This window comes from Kordia sp. SMS9 (assembly GCF_003352465.1).
GTDB lineage: Bacteria > Bacteroidota > Bacteroidia > Flavobacteriales > Flavobacteriaceae > Kordia.
This window is the reverse complement of record NZ_CP031153.1, coordinates 5,011,924-5,028,572: the sequence shown is the minus strand read 5'-3', so window position 1 is coordinate 5,028,572 and position 16,649 is coordinate 5,011,924. Positions and strand designations below refer to the sequence as shown.

General features: G+C 35.7%; 17 protein-coding genes. 9 read left to right on the top strand and 8 right to left on the bottom strand.

Going from position 1 to position 16,649, the window contains the following annotated elements:
- The first annotated feature begins 43 nt into the window (after positions 1-43).
- A complete protein-coding gene (locus tag KORDIASMS9_RS21275) occupies positions 44-1,555 on the top strand; it encodes an NAD(P)/FAD-dependent oxidoreductase (protein WP_114904794.1) in 1,512 nt (503 codons plus the stop codon).
- A 2-nt stretch (positions 1,556-1,557) separates the two neighbouring features.
- Here KORDIASMS9_RS21275 and KORDIASMS9_RS21270 read toward each other — a convergent pair whose 3' ends face one another.
- Positions 1,558-2,409, bottom strand: a complete 852-nt coding sequence (locus tag KORDIASMS9_RS21270; RefSeq protein WP_114904793.1) for a prenyltransferase — start codon at positions 2,407-2,409, stop codon at positions 1,558-1,560.
- 232 nt (positions 2,410-2,641) lie between these two features.
- Here KORDIASMS9_RS21270 and KORDIASMS9_RS21265 point away from each other — a divergent pair, with 232 nt between their 5' ends.
- Positions 2,642-3,805, top strand: coding sequence for a class I SAM-dependent RNA methyltransferase (locus KORDIASMS9_RS21265; protein WP_114904792.1), 1,164 nt, complete (start codon positions 2,642-2,644; stop codon positions 3,803-3,805).
- Between the two features lie 20 nt (positions 3,806-3,825).
- Positions 3,826-4,056, top strand: coding sequence for a hypothetical protein (locus KORDIASMS9_RS21260; RefSeq protein ID WP_114904791.1), 231 nt, complete (start codon positions 3,826-3,828; stop codon positions 4,054-4,056).
- On the opposite strand, the gene KORDIASMS9_RS21255 is transcribed toward KORDIASMS9_RS21260, so the two are convergent.
- The 6 genes from KORDIASMS9_RS21255 to rlmD all read right to left on the bottom strand — a co-directional run bounded on the left by KORDIASMS9_RS21255 (position 4,051) and on the right by rlmD (position 9,332).
- Positions 4,051-5,265: a DUF1624 domain-containing protein gene (locus KORDIASMS9_RS21255; protein ID WP_114904790.1), complete on the bottom strand. Its 1,215-nt coding sequence runs from the start codon at positions 5,263-5,265 to the stop codon at positions 4,051-4,053. The two genes, KORDIASMS9_RS21260 and KORDIASMS9_RS21255, sit on opposite strands and share 6 nt — an antisense overlap.
- Positions 5,266-5,287: 22 nt before the next feature.
- Positions 5,288-5,917: a CpXC domain-containing protein gene (locus KORDIASMS9_RS21250; RefSeq protein ID WP_114904789.1), complete on the bottom strand. Its 630-nt coding sequence runs from the start codon at positions 5,915-5,917 to the stop codon at positions 5,288-5,290.
- Entirely contained in the window at positions 5,914-6,432 is a 519-nt protein-coding gene (locus KORDIASMS9_RS21245; protein ID WP_114904788.1) for an HD domain-containing protein, read from the bottom strand. Before KORDIASMS9_RS21245 ends, KORDIASMS9_RS21250 begins: the two co-directional genes overlap by 4 nt.
- A gap of 140 nt (positions 6,433-6,572) precedes the next feature.
- Positions 6,573-7,331, bottom strand: a complete 759-nt coding sequence (locus KORDIASMS9_RS21240) for a DUF6048 family protein (protein WP_114904787.1) — start codon at positions 7,329-7,331, stop codon at positions 6,573-6,575.
- Positions 7,312-7,899 (bottom strand): DUF6452 family protein, encoded by a 588-nt coding sequence (locus KORDIASMS9_RS21235; RefSeq protein ID WP_114904786.1) that lies wholly within the window; start codon positions 7,897-7,899, stop codon positions 7,312-7,314. Before KORDIASMS9_RS21235 ends, KORDIASMS9_RS21240 begins: the two co-directional genes overlap by 20 nt.
- Positions 7,900-7,919: 20 nt before the next feature.
- Entirely contained in the window at positions 7,920-9,332 is a 1,413-nt protein-coding gene (rlmD, locus tag KORDIASMS9_RS21230; protein WP_114904785.1) for a 23S rRNA (uracil(1939)-C(5))-methyltransferase RlmD, read from the bottom strand.
- Between the two features lie 179 nt (positions 9,333-9,511).
- Here rlmD and KORDIASMS9_RS21225 point away from each other — a divergent pair, with 179 nt between their 5' ends.
- Together KORDIASMS9_RS21225 and KORDIASMS9_RS21220 are read left to right on the top strand one after the other, a co-directional pair.
- Positions 9,512-10,273 carry a hypothetical protein gene (locus KORDIASMS9_RS21225; protein WP_114904784.1) on the top strand — a complete coding sequence of 254 codons (762 nt, stop codon included), beginning with the start codon at positions 9,512-9,514 and terminating at the stop codon, positions 10,271-10,273.
- Between the two features lie 197 nt (positions 10,274-10,470).
- Positions 10,471-10,764 carry a hypothetical protein gene (locus KORDIASMS9_RS21220; protein WP_114904783.1) on the top strand — a complete coding sequence of 98 codons (294 nt, stop codon included), beginning with the start codon at positions 10,471-10,473 and terminating at the stop codon, positions 10,762-10,764.
- A gap of 32 nt (positions 10,765-10,796) precedes the next feature.
- Here KORDIASMS9_RS21220 and KORDIASMS9_RS21215 read toward each other — a convergent pair whose 3' ends face one another.
- Positions 10,797-12,272, bottom strand: coding sequence for a helix-turn-helix domain-containing protein (locus KORDIASMS9_RS21215; protein ID WP_114904782.1), 1,476 nt, complete (start codon positions 12,270-12,272; stop codon positions 10,797-10,799).
- Between the two features lie 116 nt (positions 12,273-12,388).
- Between KORDIASMS9_RS21215 and aceB the strand changes: the two genes are divergently transcribed.
- The 4 genes from aceB (at position 12,389) to KORDIASMS9_RS21195 (ending at position 16,644) form a co-directional block, all read left to right on the top strand.
- Positions 12,389-13,987, top strand: coding sequence for a malate synthase A (gene aceB, locus KORDIASMS9_RS21210; protein ID WP_114904781.1), 1,599 nt, complete (start codon positions 12,389-12,391; stop codon positions 13,985-13,987).
- A 135-nt stretch (positions 13,988-14,122) separates the two neighbouring features.
- Positions 14,123-15,400, top strand: coding sequence for an isocitrate lyase (aceA, locus tag KORDIASMS9_RS21205; RefSeq protein ID WP_114904780.1), 1,278 nt, complete (start codon positions 14,123-14,125; stop codon positions 15,398-15,400).
- Between the two features lie 315 nt (positions 15,401-15,715).
- Positions 15,716-16,255 carry an RNA polymerase sigma factor gene (locus tag KORDIASMS9_RS21200; protein WP_114904779.1) on the top strand — a complete coding sequence of 180 codons (540 nt, stop codon included), beginning with the start codon at positions 15,716-15,718 and terminating at the stop codon, positions 16,253-16,255.
- 5 nt (positions 16,256-16,260) lie between these two features.
- Positions 16,261-16,644 carry a DUF6768 family protein gene (locus tag KORDIASMS9_RS21195; protein WP_114904778.1) on the top strand — a complete coding sequence of 128 codons (384 nt, stop codon included), beginning with the start codon at positions 16,261-16,263 and terminating at the stop codon, positions 16,642-16,644.
- Positions 16,645-16,649: the final 5 nt, after the last annotated feature.

Sequence of the window (16,649 nt, the reverse complement as noted above, 5' to 3'; positions counted from 1 at the left end):
TGAAGTCGGAAGACTTTGCACAACTTTCCGTATTTTTACAATTGTGAAAAAGAAAGAAAAAATTATCATTATTGGTTCGGGAATCGGCGGTTTAGGATCAGCTGCCTTATTGGCAAAAGCAGGATATGAAGTTACCGTTATTGAAAAGAATAAAACGCTTGGCGGACGTGCAAATATTTTTAAAGCTGACGGCTATACGTTTGATATGGGACCTTCATGGTATTTAATGCCCGATGTATTTGAAAACTACTACAATCTGCTAGAAGAAGACATTTCCAAACACTTAGAGTTGATCAAACTGTCACCTTCGTATCGTGTCTTTTTTTCCAATGACAAAGAAATTCCTGTACTCGATATTCATTCTGATTTAGAAAAAGATTTACCTTTATTTGAACAATTAGAACCTGGCATTACACCCAAACTTCGCGAATATTTAAAACGTTCGGGCGAACAGTACGAAATGGCGAAACATTATTTTATGTATCGCAATATTGGGATTTCGGCCGATTTTCTAAGTTGGAAACTCATCAAAAAAGGCATACAACTCAATCCGATTCAAACCATGCAATCCTACCTAAACAAATGGTTTGAAAGCGATCGTATCAAAAAAATATTAGAATACACCTTGGTGTTCTTAGGTTCCGATCCTGCCAAAACGCCTGCATTATACAACATCATGAACTTCATTGATTTTGATATGGGCGTGTATTTTCCAAAAGGTGGCATTTATGAAATCATAGAATCCTTAGTCAGCATCAATAAAAAACATGGAACAACGTTTAGAACCGAAGCACCTGTCCAAAAAATATTGGTAGAAAACAAAAAAGCAGTCGGTGTACAATTGGAAAGTGGAGAAGAAGTACGCGCAGATATTGTGGTTTCTAATGCCGATTTGTGGTTTACAGAAACAAAATTGTTGGAAAGAAAATACCAAACCTATCCAGAAAAGTATTGGAAAAAAACGGTGTTGAGTCCAAGTGCGTTTATCATGTATTTGGGATTAGATCGAAAGTTAGATATATTAAGTCACCACAACTTGCGATTTGGCGAAGATTGGAAACAAAATTTCACAGAATTGTTTGATACACCGCAATTGCCAACCGATCCAAGTTATTACATCTGTAAACCTACGGAAACCGATCCGAGTTTGGCACCCGAAGGAAAAGATAATTTATTTGTCTTAGTACCAATTCCGCCAGGACTGACGCTTTCCGAGGAACAAATGGCATCATATCGTGAAAAGATTTACAATCTCATGAAAAAAGATCTAGATGTACCAGAATTAGAAGACTATGTGGTCTACGAACGTTCCTATTGGAGTGATGATTTTCAAAGAGATTACAACGCCTACAAAGGCACTGCATTAGGATTGGCACATACGTTAAAACAAACCTTATTACGACCCTCTAACAAAAGTAAAAAGATAAAAAATCTATATTATGTGGGCGCAGACACAAGTCCCGGAATAGGAATGCCTATTTGTTTAATATCTGCACAATTAGTGTACAAGCGAATTGCAGGTATTAAAAATCCGCATCCTTTGGAAAGTCTCTAAATTTAATACACAGCCTTAAAAAATAGATAGAAGAACAACGCCGTTCCTGCGGCAATATTTACCAAAGGAAAATAGGTATAATACTTAAATACTTTGGAACTATTGGCAAGACTCAATAGCACGACAACTGCATACACAATTCCAAAAACAATGGCTACCCAACCTACATACAAGGTTCCTATAACGCTTGCCGCTATATAGGCAATCAGGCAAAACCAAAGTGCGTTTCGTTTTCCTAATTTCGTTGCCAACGTTGCGACTCCTGAATTTTTATCTGCATCAATATCGGGTACTGCCGAATAGGTTTGCATTGCCGAAGCCCATACCAACCCTCCAAGAATAGCAAGCCACTCAACATTTGTATTTCCCGTAATCAAATATCCAATCAACCCAGGAGAAATATATATGATAGAAGAAAAAAGGATGTCTAAAGGTGGTTTGCTTTTGGCTCTTAACGGAGGTGCTGAGTAGCATATTCCTGTAAAAATAAATATTAATAATACATATAACGTTGGCGTATTTATAAATAATAAAAAAGGAATAAATGGTAAGGTGAACAGCCCAATAATAAACCACAATTTTTTATGTTTTAATGGACTTAGAATTTTTTCGTAGGAAACTTTCTTTGTGTTAAGTACGTCGGTTTCGTAATCGTAAATATCATTTACACCATAAATCAATAAATTTGCTGGAAATGAAAAGAATATGGAAAACACCACTAATAGCATGGTGGTATTAGAATCATAATGAAATGGGTTGCCGGAAGCAATCATGCCTACCAAAAAAGTTCCCAACACATACATCCAAAACCTTGGTCTTGAGATCAATAATAGTTCTTTGGATTTGAAACTCATGTGTTTATGATTAACAATAGTTCTCAATGAAATACGATAGTTTTGTTTAAATTAATTTTTTAAATGTTAAACAAAAATACACAATTTCATCAAAATATACTTACAATGAAGACAAATTAATGTGAATAAATATCATTTTATAAAGTAGGGAGACTTTACATAGCGATTAAGTCATGAGACTTTATAAAACATTCGTAAATTAACGTACTTTTGCAAGAGATTACACTAGCAGATGGAACAGAATTTTAAAATGGTTGCCAAAACTTTACACGGTTTTGAAGATTTATTGGAAGACGAACTGAAACGACTCGGTGCGCAAGATATCCGAAAAGGAACGCGTAACGTAAGTTTTAGAGGTGATAAAGGGTTTATGTACAAAGCCAATTTGAGCTTGCGTACGGCAATTAAGATTTTAAAACCGATTCGCCATTTTAAAATTCGCAATGAACAAGATTTGTACGATCAAGTATACAATATGCATTGGGACAAATACTTAACGCATGAAGATACGTTTATGATTGATGCCACGGTAGCTTCGGAGCAATTTACACATTCACAATTTATTGCCTTAAAAACGAAAGATGCGATTGCAGATAAGTTCAGAAACACGGAAGGCAAACGTCCAAATGTAGATTTAAAATTTCCAACGTTGCGCATTCATGTACATATTCAGAATAATGATTGTACTATTTCTTTGGACAGTTCGGGCGGTTCTTTACACAAGCGTGGTTATAAAACCGCAACGAATATTGCACCAATTAATGAAGTATTGGCGGCTGGTTTGGTCATGCTTTCTGGTTGGGACGGACAATGCGATTTGCTCGATCCGATGTGTGGAAGTGGAACAATTGCGATTGAAGCGGCGATGATTGCCTGTAATATTCCGCCAAATATCAATAGAAAAGAATTTGGTTTTGAAAAATGGCAAGATTGGGATGTAGATTTATTTGAAACGATAGAAGCTTCTTGTTTAAAGAAAATTCGTGAATTTCATTATCATATTTACGGATATGACAAAGCACCGTCGGCAGTACAAAAAGCAAAAGACAATGTAAAAAACGCGAATTTAGAAGACTACATTAAGATTCGTCGCACAGATTTCTTTGAAACCAAAAAGGAAGACGATACGAAGCTGCATATTTTGTTCAATCCGCCTTATGGTGAACGTTTGCATATTGACATGGAACAATTTTATGCGGACATTGGCGATACGTTAAAACAAGGATACACAAACACCAATGCTTGGTTTATTACGTCAAATTTAGAAGCATTAAAATTTGTTGGCTTGCGTCCATCGCGAAAAATAAAAGTATTCAACGGAAAGTTAGAATCACGTTTGGTAAAGTACGAAATGTACGCAGGAAGCAAAAAAGCCAAATATCAATCTAAAGACTAAAATTATAAAATACTGATCAGATGAAACCAAAAACCAAAGCGCTGATTTTTAATTTAATAGCATTCGCAATCCTATTTTTAATATTTCGCATTGCCGTAGGATATGTGTTAAAACTAGAAACCTTCTGGTTAGCGTTAATTGCCGCTGTGATAGCGAGTATTTTAGCGCCTAAATTCATTGTAGTTGAAGAAAACGGCAAAGAAAAACTGTTGATGAAAACGGTTTTTAGTAAGGATATAAGAGAGTTATAAATAACTCAACCATTTTTTTTCGGGATGCTTCTTCTTGTAGCGCATATATTTTAAACATGGATAATATAGTGCCGCAACAATAAGAACCCAAGCAATATAAACTCCTAATAAGCCCAATCCCAAATTGCTCGATATACTTTTGCTGAGGTTTTCATAGTTAGAAACACTATGATACATCGGCTTGTCAAACAACGGCATGAGCAACATACTTGATGCATGAATAACACCAACATGTAAGAAATAGAAAAAGAGAGGAACTCTTCCAAAAACCAATAAGAAATCTGAAAACTTATTTTTTACTTTTTCTAATAGACTGAGCATGATCAAACAAACACCGATGGTCACTAAAGTATAATGTAATGATGGAGGATATTTTTCAATTCGTAAGAAAGAAACAAACGATTTGAAAAATGGCAGACTTCCATCAAACCAAAAATAGGGATCGCCGTACAAGTTAAAAGTTTTCAAAACAGTAAAAACGGCTAACATAGAAGTTCCAATAATTAAAAGATATTTTTGACGCTTGATGGCAGGAAATGTTTTTGAGTACAACTGACCAAAACTATAACCAAGAATCATAATCCCCAACCAAGGAAGCATAGGATAATCGACTCGTAAATAATGCGGGGTTTCAGTATCAATAAATAAGCCGCCATTTTGATGGAATAAACACCACAAAAAATCGAGAACACTATCAATTCGATACGGATTTGTTTGAATATCTAATTGAAATGTGTTAATAAGATTATGTCCAGCAACAATAATAATTCCTAAAACCAATAAAAGATGTTTTCTCAAATGTATTAATGCAGCCATAACAACCATGGAAGCACCAATTGCCCAAATCACTTGAAAAACAAATCGGTAGTACATAATATCAAAACGCCACAAGAAATTATTTAAAACAATTTCTAAAAAAATCAACCACAAACCTCTTGTCAATAAAAACTTGGTCAATTCTTTTTTGGTTTTTCGTTGCGATTGTAAATAAATGGAAAGTCCCGATAGAAAAACAAAAATAGGCGCACAAAAGTGTGTAATGTATCTCGTGAAAAATAATGCAGGTGTAGTCGTATCTAAATTCATTGGCCAGCCAGCAGCATCTATATCTTGATAATAATCTCTGGTGTGGTCTAAACACATAATCACCATGACAATACCTCGTAAGATGTCAATAGATTCAATACGTTTGGATTTTAATATTGTCAAAATTTATAAAAATGTTAAAAAGTTATACGTGCGATTGCATTCGCAAAGCTTCAAGGTTGAATAATTCTTTTCTTTTGGTTTTGTCAAAACTTTTTAGACTAAAACTAGTTTGCATCATTTGACTTGGATGTAAGAAGAATACAAACAGGAGTCGCTTTTTAAAGAGACTTTTTTCATACGTATCAAAAAACAAATTAAGTTCCAATTCTTCGGTATCTTCGGTAATTACTTCTTGTAACGACGACATAAGTATTTCAGAAAGTTCAGCTTTGATTGAATCCACAACAAGATCATTCAATCCTGCATCAAAAATTTTTATTTTCTCAATCAATTCTGGATATGTTTGCACATGACGATAAATATAGCCACGATCTTTAAAATCTTGAAACCTCTCAAAATCGTTCAATTCGTCAGTATCAACATTTTCTTTAAGATGCAACATAATGCGTTGTTCCATGTTGTGATATAAAAAATCGGTTACGATATTTATTTCCTTTTCGCAATTGGAACAGAGTTGTGCATTCAGTTTTCCATCCAAAACAAGCTGTTTCAGAGAAGGATCAACCGTGATGTTGACAGACTTATAAAAAAATAATTCCTGCGAATGTTGACAATGCGGACAGTTTTGTACAATTTGATTTTGCAAACTCATTCTTTTACCAATTTTTCTAAATATTGAATCACTTCTACATACTTTTCATCATACAGTTTTTCTACAAACGCCGGATTTTCTTTTCGGTACACTTTCAGCATGCGACTTCCCGTATTTTTAGAATGTGTTACATTGGCAATACGATCGCACAATTTTATAAAAGCCGCATACGGTGTATTGCGAATTCCTACATAATATTGTTTCCCGGCACGTTCTTGCCGCGTTCTTCCCTTATTATTGGTGAGTGCATACGCAAGTTCCGCAATATCTTTGTTCAATGCTTTTTTAACATCATTGTAAGTTTCACGCGCATCTTCAATGACATCATGAACCCAACAACCAGCCAAAACATTTTGCCGATCTTTTTCAGGAATTAAGTGAATGAATTTTTCTGCAGCCGACACAACCATTTGTAAATGAAATACATACGGATATTGATCATAATAATGATTGACTGCTTTGTGTTTTTCAGAAGCGTATAAACGTGCTTTTTCGTCGATAGAAAGTGTACTCATGTAATAAATTTCGTTCTAAAATAGAAAATATTAGAATCAATTTGATTGCTTTGCCGAAATAACATCATTTTATGTGTAAATTGGTATAATTAGTACACGATTTTAGATGCTGGTAAATTTTTAATTCAGATTCAAAAAATCTACTCCTTAATTTCATCTTCAACTTCCACCTTTTTCTTTTTCCCTTTTTTATAGATGGGAATCGAATAGCTAATCGTGTAGTTAAATCCTGCACCCACATTATTGTCAGTCGTAACTTTGTTAAATCCAGGAATGAATAAGTTTTGAAAATTTTCAGGTTCTTTGGTGCTGAGCAAACGATTTAAACGCACGGTGAATCCCATATACACATTATCAAAAACTTCCGCTTTGATACCTGCTACAACTTCAATCCAATGTCCATTCAAACTCGTAAATTCCGTTCCAGGTTCTTGCGTTAGCAAGCTTTCCCCTTCTACATGCTGATTGGTTTGGTAGATGGTGTAGCGATTCAATGTCTGCTTATGTGTGCTGTATCCATAACGCATTCCCACAATAATAGCATTTTGCATTCCAAACCAGTTTTCATACGCGTTAAAGTCAAACCCTAACTTTGCAAAACTTCCTTCCGTGGTGAAATTAAGCTGTGTTTCGTCTACCGTTTTCTTTTCATTTCCCAATTCGATAGCGATGTAAAATTTTTTAGTCAATCTAAAATCTGCCGCAATTTCAAAACCTTGATAATCGTCTTCCAACGCCATTCGCAACGGTTTGCTCAGATCAATACCGATTCGCAATGGAAATGTTTCCAATTGTGGAACTGTGTCATTGACAACAGCAGTTTCAGTAGTTGCATCCTCTTGTGAAAAACTGACGCTACAAACTAAAATAGCGAATATACTAGTGATATATTTTAACATGTGTAACGGTTTCATTTTGAACAATAGTTTCAGAAATTCGAATGCCAGACAATGTGTTGGGGTTAATCCAATTATCACTATCCGGAGTTACGGCTGCGCCATTGAGTGGATCTAAGGTATAATTTGTACTGTAACCGCAGGCACGAGATAAAAAGATTTCTTCTCGTTCATACGTAAACGTAATGATATCTTCATTTCCTTGCTGATTTTGGTTTTCATCAAGCGCATAATCTTTGATAAAGCGATATTCGGTAGTATCTTCTGTAACACGAAGCGGAATGGAAACGGTACTTATTGATTGTGCTTCTGTTTGAATTGCATCTACAATAACTGTGACATCATCAATAACTTCTGTATTTGGATTTACCGCTTCAATCCACAAACCGGATGCGTTTTTTAGGACCTCTTCTCCTGTAGCATTGAAAATTTCGACATCAAAAAATTCAATCACCAACAAAGGCGTTGTGATGCTGCCTTCCACACAAATATCATCTCTTTCGCAAGAAAATGACAAAAATGCCAGCGTGCAAAGCATTCCAAAAATTCCTAGATAGGATAATTTTTTCATCTGTATATTTTACTTTTTCGTTAACTTCTCTTTTCCAAAAGTACCACATTTTCAATATGATGCGTTTGCGGAAACATGTCTACCGCTTGTACTTTGGTTACTTTATATGTGGCGTCCATCAAAGCCAAATCACGCGCTTGTGTAGCACTGTTGCAACTTACATAAACCACTTTTTTAGGTGCAATGTTTAAAATTTGCTGTACAACATCGCTGTGCATGCCATCACGTGGCGGATCGGTAATAATTACATCTGGAATTCCATGCGCATTGATAAATTCGGCATTAAACACCTTTTTCATGTCGCCGACAAAAAACTCCGTATTCGAAATATTGTTGAATGCTGCATTCTCTTTCGCCGCAGCAATCGCTTCAGGCACCGATTCTACACCAATCACTTTTTTTGCTTTTTTGGAAACAAATTGTGCGATGGTTCCCGTTCCAGTGTATAAATCGTACACCAATTCATCACCTGCTAAACCTGCAAAATCGCGTGTAATTTTGTACAATTCGTATGCTTGATCGGAATTTGTTTGATAGAACGATTTGGCATTGATCTTAAATTTCAAACCTTCCATTTCCTCAAAAATATGATCGCGTCCGTGATAGCAAATCACTTCTTGATCGTAAATCGTATCATTTCCTTTTCCGTTAATTACGTACAATAACGAAGTAATTTCAGGAAACGTCTCTTGTACATACTTTAATAGCAATTCGCGTTTTTCTTTGTCTTCTTTGTAGAATTGAACCAACACCATTACTTCTCCAATGGATGAGGTACGAATCATTAACGTACGCAACAATCCAGTTTGATGGCGTGTGTTAAAAAACGGCAAATCATTTTCAGTCGCAAACTGTTTGATTGCATTGCGAATGGCGTTCGACGGATCTGCTTGCAAGTGACATTTCTTCACATCCAAAATCTTGTCCCACATGCCAGGAATATGAAAACCGAGCGCATTTCTATCGCCTAAATCTTCTTGCGAATCTACTTCTTCCTGTGTCAACCAACGACTGTCGGAAAATGAAAACTCCATTTTGTTTCGGTAGAAATATTGTTCCGCACTTCCTAAAATCGGTGTTAACTCTGGCAATTCCACCTTTCCAATGCGTGTTAAATTATTCAACACTTCTTTCTGCTTGTAAAACAACTGATGTTCGTACGCCATGTGTTGCCACTTACAGCCGCCACAAGTACCAAAATGTTCACAAACAGGTTCGGTACGTTTCTCAGAAAGTGAGTGAAACTTTACCGCTTTCCCTTCATAATAGGCTTTTCGCTTCTTATAGGTTTGAATATCAACCACATCACCAGGCACGGCATTTGGTAAAAATATGACATTTCCACCTTCCGTTTTGGCAACTGTTTTCCCTTTCGTAGCCGTATCAACCACGGTTACATTTTCAAACACTTTCTTACGATTCTTTCTTCCCATGCGGCAAAAATAACAATAGCGGTAAATATATAGATAATTTATGGGCGCAATATTTAAAAAAGTGTGAAAAGTTTTGTTGTAGCAGGTGAGTAGATGAGTGTTTGAGTTGTTTATTTTCTGATATTATTGTTTAATAAATAGTTATATAATATCTTTAAATAAATAATTTCGAGATAAAAATGAAGATAAAACTGTATGCAGGAGGTGAAAATTTATCATTGCGTGAGTTAGGAATGTTAAGTTCAATTATTGAGAGTGCAATTTTTCTAGGCGGATTGAATATGTTGAGAAAGAATGCAGAAGCAGATCCTTTAATTAAAGAAAAATTGGATCAAATTATGTTTTCCTTTAAAAAATTTATTATTGAAAAGAGTGATATAAAAATTGAAGAAGTGATTTATGATAGTAAAATTTTTGATTACGAAAGAAAAGATGGATTGGTTGAACGCTTTGTACAAGAATATTTTGGAATAGATTACTTTTATTCAGATAATTACAGATTTAGGAATAGTTTTTTAAAAGAAAAAGAAATACAACTAAATGAATATTTAAGAGCGAAAAAACATGCTTCTAGTCAATTCAATATGAATACAAGATACTTTGAATTCTACGAGTGGCTAATTCAAGAATATAACAATTCTTTACTAGAAATCGAATGGATTAGGTCTACTAATAGTATTGAAAGTCTAATTGATGTATCAAGTATTTTAGCTATTTTCTTGATGCAAGAAATGCCAGTTGCTAAAGATTTGTTAGAGTATGGTTTGGGGATAATAAGTCATTGGCATAGTAAAGCTAAAGGGAATGATGACCAAAAATTAGTAGAAAGCGAAGTGCCAAATTTACCTAAATCGTTTGTGAAATTATTAAAAGATTACGATGAAGTGAATTTAAAAATAGAAAAAGATAAGTTTGAGTTGAAATTGAAAAGAAAAAAATGATTTTCTAACAACCAAAACCTACAAACTGTCTAAATTTCCATCAACTCATTTACAATAGTTGCTCTTTGCACATTGCATTGTTATTTTATAAAATTTAAACACCTCAGTTTATATTGTGTATTTTGAAAAGAAAAATTATTTTTCATTTCAAGAAAATAGTTCCTACAAAACACTAACTTTATAAAAATGAACTTATCATGGGAGATACAAAAACAATTACATTCTTAGAAGACAGATTTTCATCGCATCCAAATAATTATAATGGCTGGAGTGAAGATTATGCACAGCTAATTATCAAAGAATCACTAAAAGAAATGAAATATCACGGCGATGTCAATAAAGTTATTTTTACAAAATATGCGTGTAAGGCAATTGATGAGACCAATGACACCACCGAAGTATGCTACGTAGAAACAGAACAGGCTGGTTTTTTCTACCTCATGCGTGATATGGTAGACCATATCAACGTAGTCTTCAACCGATGGGATTAATACAGTAATTCCAGAAAATTACAAAACCCCAATCACCCAAACTTCCCCATCAATTCCTTCACAACCGCCGAAGTCCTGTCATCACGTTGCTGTTTTTGTAAAATAGTAGGCGCTACTTTTCGGACTTCACAATCTACAATCGCACAACGTTCGCAAGTCACACCTACTTTTTTAGTTTGAATGTTGGCATCTTCTAAGAAAGAAATCTTCTTCTTCAGTTGCTTGTTGATCAACAATCCCACGCTAATACTACGATATTGATCTTTGTTAAAAGGATCTTTCGTAGCAGAAGATAATACCAAATAACGCATGTTATCTTCTGGATAATGTGAAATTTGCAAATCAAACACATGTGTTGAATCACTATTTTTTATCGTTTCCAAAACATTCAGCGAAACCCAACGACGACAATAATGTTCATTGGTTTCATTGGCGTGTGGCGAATGTTGATGTGACAAGTGTAACTCTTTGGTAAGATAAAATTTATCTGAATTTGCTTGATGTGTGAAGCGTAAAAAGAACAAGTTCTGAATATTAAAATCTTTGGGTAAAATATTGGTCAATCGTTGGTAGAAAGATTCAGGAGACGCATTAAAACTGCCGATCAATTGTAAAAAGATTTCTTTTTGAAACGTCTCTTTTTCAAACAATGCTTTCAATTGAGTTGTCAAAGAAGCACGCGGAATCATCAAAGCACCCGCAAAATACGAAGCGTAAAAATTATGCAACACTTGATCAAAATTTTCAAAGGCAATCCACGAAAATGTGTACAAACGATCTGTAATTGCTAGAAAATGATACGCCAATTCTTTCGCATAAATAAAGGTGCGTTGTGCATCATCAATGCGATTGGAAAGCAACAATGTTTTGGTTTTCGGAACAAAAATAGAACGTAAATTCCCCAATTCATGATGTTTCATGAGTTCTTCAGTATTAATTGTATACGCGAACTCTTCCACTAAAATGTCTTCCAATTCCTGAGAAGAAACTTTTTGACTCAAATCGACTTGGTAAGTTTTGGAAAACGCCAACACATGTTGTTCCAAATCGTCAAAATAATTATTATTTGCTTCTTGAAACGATCGTACAGAAGCCAAATAAAAACTTTCGCGACTAAAACTATAATGCTGCGCAATTTCAATAATCGTGCTAATAAACGCGTTTACTTTTACAGGCGCATTTGCCACAATGTCAATCAACGTACTTTCTTGAATGCCAAACAATTCAAGTGGAATCTCTTTTAAAATTTTGGACTGTAAAATCTCGCCGACAGGAGCCAAATTCTTGTCCAACTTCAACGAAACCATTTGATCGTACGGAACTTCCAACTTTTCAGCAAGCACGACAATCTTATCCGTTTTTGGGAATTTTTTACCTTTTTCAATCTCGTTCAAATACGATTTCGATAATCCTGTAAGCTTTGACAAGCCAAACAAAGAGAGGTTTTTCTCCGTACGAATCTGCTTCAATTTCAAGCCAAAAATAAGTTTAATGTATTCTTCTTCCATAAAAACAAATATAGTATAATTTGCGAACTTTAAATTTTTAGCGAATAAAAATAATATAGCGAACGTTCGCTAAATTTAAAAAAAAGTAGTATTATTGCTTCATAAAATTATCAGTCATGGAAGAAACTTTATTACAACAGTCTAAAATTCAGTTCGCTAACGAAGTGAAAAATTACTATCCAGAGATCCTAAATGATGAAGCTTTGCAATTCATTACCGCTTTGCATGAACAGTTTAATGCCAAACGTTTGCAAGTATTAGAAAGGCGAAAACAGCAACAAAACGTATTTGATGCAGGAAAGTTTCCTGAATTTCCACCAGAAACCAAAGAAATCAGAGAAGGCGAGTGGAAAGCCAATAATATTCCACACGATTTGCAAGACCGACGTGTAGAAATCACAGGTCCGGTAGATCGAAAAATGATCATCAACGCACTCAACTCTGGCGCAAAAACCTTCATGGCCGATTTGGAAGACAGCAATGCACCAAGTTGGAAAAACACGATCGAAGGACAACAAAATCTACTCGATGCCAACAAAAAAACAATCGCTCTGCACGATACCAAACGCAACAAATTCTATCAATTAAATAAAGAAACTGCTGTGTTATTAGTTCGCCCAAGAGGTTTACATTTAAATGAACGACATCTTCTAATAAATGATGAAGAAGCTTCCGGAAGTTTGGTCGATTTTGGATTATATGTGTTCCACAACACTAACATCATGTTAGAAAACAATACCGCACCGTATTTTTACTTACCGAAACTAGAACACTATTTAGAAGCGCGTTTGTGGGATGAAATATTTGCGTTTGCAGAAAACTATCTCGAAGTACCAGTTGGAACATTCAAAGCAACGGTTTTAGTAGAAACAATCACGGCAAGTTTTCAATTAGACGAAATCATTTACGAACTCAAAGATCATATTGTCGGACTCAATTGCGGTCGTTGGGATTACATTTTCTCATACATCAAAAAATTTAGAAACCATCCAAATTTTGTCGTGCCCAACAGAGATCAAGTCACGATGACAACGCCTTTTATGGATGCATATTCAAAATTGGTGATTCAGCGTTGTCACAAACGTGGCATCTTGGCTATTGGCGGAATGGCGGCACAAATTCCGATCAAAAACAACAAACACGCCAACGATGCCGCCTTAGAAAAAGTACGAAAAGACAAAGAACGCGAAGTACAAAACGGACATGATGGTACGTGGGTAGCACATCCAGCATTGGTTGTCGTTGCAATGAACGAATTTGACACACACATGCCAACGGCAAATCAATTACACGTTTCGCGAAACGATATCAACATTACAGAAAAAGACTTGGTAGAAATCCCCAAAGGAACCGTGACAGAAGCGGGAATTCGAAAAAACATCAACGTTGGAATCTTATACATTGAAGCGTGGTTGCGCGGATATGGAGCAGTTGCTTTATACAATTTAATGGAAGATGCCGCTACGGCGGAAATATCTCGAACACAAGTGTGGCAATGGCTCAAAAACGAAGTGACGCTTCAAGATGGACGCACGTTTGACAAAACATTGTTTACAGACATCTTTGATGATGAAGTTGAAAAATTGATCACGGAAGTGGGCGAAGAAAACATGCCACAAACCAAATTCAGTTTGGCAATTGCTCTCTTTAAAAAACTGGTAACGGCAGACGAATTTGAAGAATTTTTAACGCTTCCAGCATATTTACATATTTAAGACTTCGACTCCGCTCAGTGTAAACGAAATAACAAATAACAAACACTTCGACAAGTTCAGTGTAAAAAAAATCCTGCGATTGCGGCAACAATCAACAGGATCTAATTATAAATTCTAATAATAGTATACAAATTTATGAAAACTCAAGACAGAATTCAAGCATTAATCACAGATTGGACGACAAATCCACGTTGGAAAGGTGTAGAACGCACCTACACAGCCGAAGAAGTTGTAAAATTACAAGGTTCATATCAAATAGATCATAGCATTGCGCGTTTGGGTGCAGAAAAATTATGGTCAAAACTAAACAATCAAGATTTTGTAGCAGGTTTGGGCGCTTTAACAGGAAATCAAGCGGTACAAGAAGTAGAAGCAGGTTTAGAAGCTATTTATTTAAGTGGATGGCAAGTGGCGGCAGATGCAAACTTGGCAGGCGAAATGTATCCAGATCAATCATTATATCCTGCGAACAGTGTTCCGCAAGTGGTAAAGCGTATCAACAATGCGTTGTTGCGTCGCGATCAAATTCAGTGTGTCAACGAATCTGAAAACAAGTTGGATTATTTAGTGCCTATTATAGCAGACGCAGAAGCAGGTTTCGGAGGAAACTTAAATGCGTTTGAGTTGATGAAAGCTATGATTGATGCGGGTGCAGCAGCGGTTCACTTTGAAGATCAACTCAGTTCGGCTAAAAAATGTGGTCACTTAGGTGGAAAAGTCTTAGTGCCAACGCAAGAAGCGATCAACAAACTTATGGCTGCACGTTTAGCAACAGACGTGATGGGCGTTCCAACGTTGATTATTGCACGAACAGATGCAGACGCGGCAAACCTACTCACAAGTGATATTGACGAAAGAGATCATAAATTTGTGACTGGTGAACGTACGAATGAAGGCTTTTTTCACGTTAACAATGGTATCAAGCAAGGAATTGCACGCGGATTGAGTTATGCACCGTATGCAGATTTAATTTGGATGGAAACTTCCAATCCTGATTTAGACTATGCTAGAGAATTTGCAGAAGCGATTCACGCGCAATATCCAGGAAAAATGCTGGCGTACAACTGTTCTCCGTCATTCAATTGGGCAGCAAAATTAAGTGTGGCAGAAATGGAAACATTCCGAGAAGAATTGGCGGCGATGGGGTATAAATTTCAATTCATCACATTGGCAGGTTTCCACGCCTTAAACACAAGTATGTTCGAATTATCGAAAGCATACAAAGAACGAGGAATGGCGGGCTATTCTGAATTGCAAGAGCGAGAATTTGCATTGCAACAACAAGGATTCAACGCTGTAAAACATCAAGGTTTTGTGGGTACTACTTACTTTGATGCAGTTCAAAATACGGTAACGGCAGGTGCTTCGAGTACAGTTGCCATGAAAGATAGTACAGAGGTTGCACAGTTTTAATTCAACCTTAAATAAAATAATTCCGCGAAAGCGCGAGATCTTATATGATGCTACAAAAGCATTGTGAACTATTGAATTAATTGAATAGGCTTCACAAACTATAACTATATTGATTTTTGAAAAGGAGTTGTCTGTAAAAAGACAGCTCTTTTTTTAGTTGTGAGTATGGAGATGTTAGAAACTTCTCGCAGTAAAAATTATGTGATGAATCAAGTTTAGCATGACACTTTTGTTCGATAGCTCCAAAGAGAAAAAAAATAAAAAAAATGAACCTTTCCCAATTTTTCACGTCCTTAGTGTATACGGAAAGGTTGTATGCATAAAAAAGAGCACATATCGGATGGCGAATTGGTTTCACAATATCTAGCAGGCAATGAAAAAGCATTGGCAAGTTTGGTGAAACGATTTCATAAAACATTTTGCAATCACGCGTATTGGATTGTAAAAGATGCAGATGTTGCCAAAGACATTGCGCAAGACAGTTGGAAATTGATTATTGACAAAGTAGCTTCTTTACAAAATCCGGCACGTTTCAAAAGTTGGGCGTTGCGTATGGTACATCGAAAATCTATTGATTATGTGCGTAGCATCGTGAAGCAACAGCAGCAACAAAACGATTATAAAGTCACTACATCCATTCAAAACATTCCGTTAGCAGATACAACGCAGGTAAAGCAGCAACTCAAAGAAGCGATTGCCAAACTTTCGGTTTCACAGCAGCAAGTCGTGCGCTTATTTTACGTAGATGAACTTTCATTAAAAGATATTTCAAAAACGTTAAAAATCTCTGTGGGAACTGCCAAATCGCGTTTGTATCATGCGAGAGAACATTTAAAAAAACACATAAAAAAGTAGAAATTATGAGCACATTAAAAGACATCGACAGTTTAATAAAAGAAACATTGACCGAAGAAGAAGCTAAGTTTTACGACGAATTGGATGAGCAAGGTTTGATAGGGTCTGTTAAAAGTATTTTTCAAGGAAAATTGGGTTGGTTAGCTTTCATTATGAACATTATCAACTTGGGCGTATTTGGATTTTTGATCTATTGCTTTACGCAGTTTTTCAGCGTTACAGAAACCAATGAATTACTCAAATGGGGATTAGGCATTGTTATCTGTATTTCATTTATGTCTATGATCAAATTATATTCGTGGATGCAAATGGACAAACGTGCGATTTTGCGCGAAATGAAACGTTTAGAATTGCAAGTTTCGTCTTTATCGTCTAAAATTTCAGAATAACATTT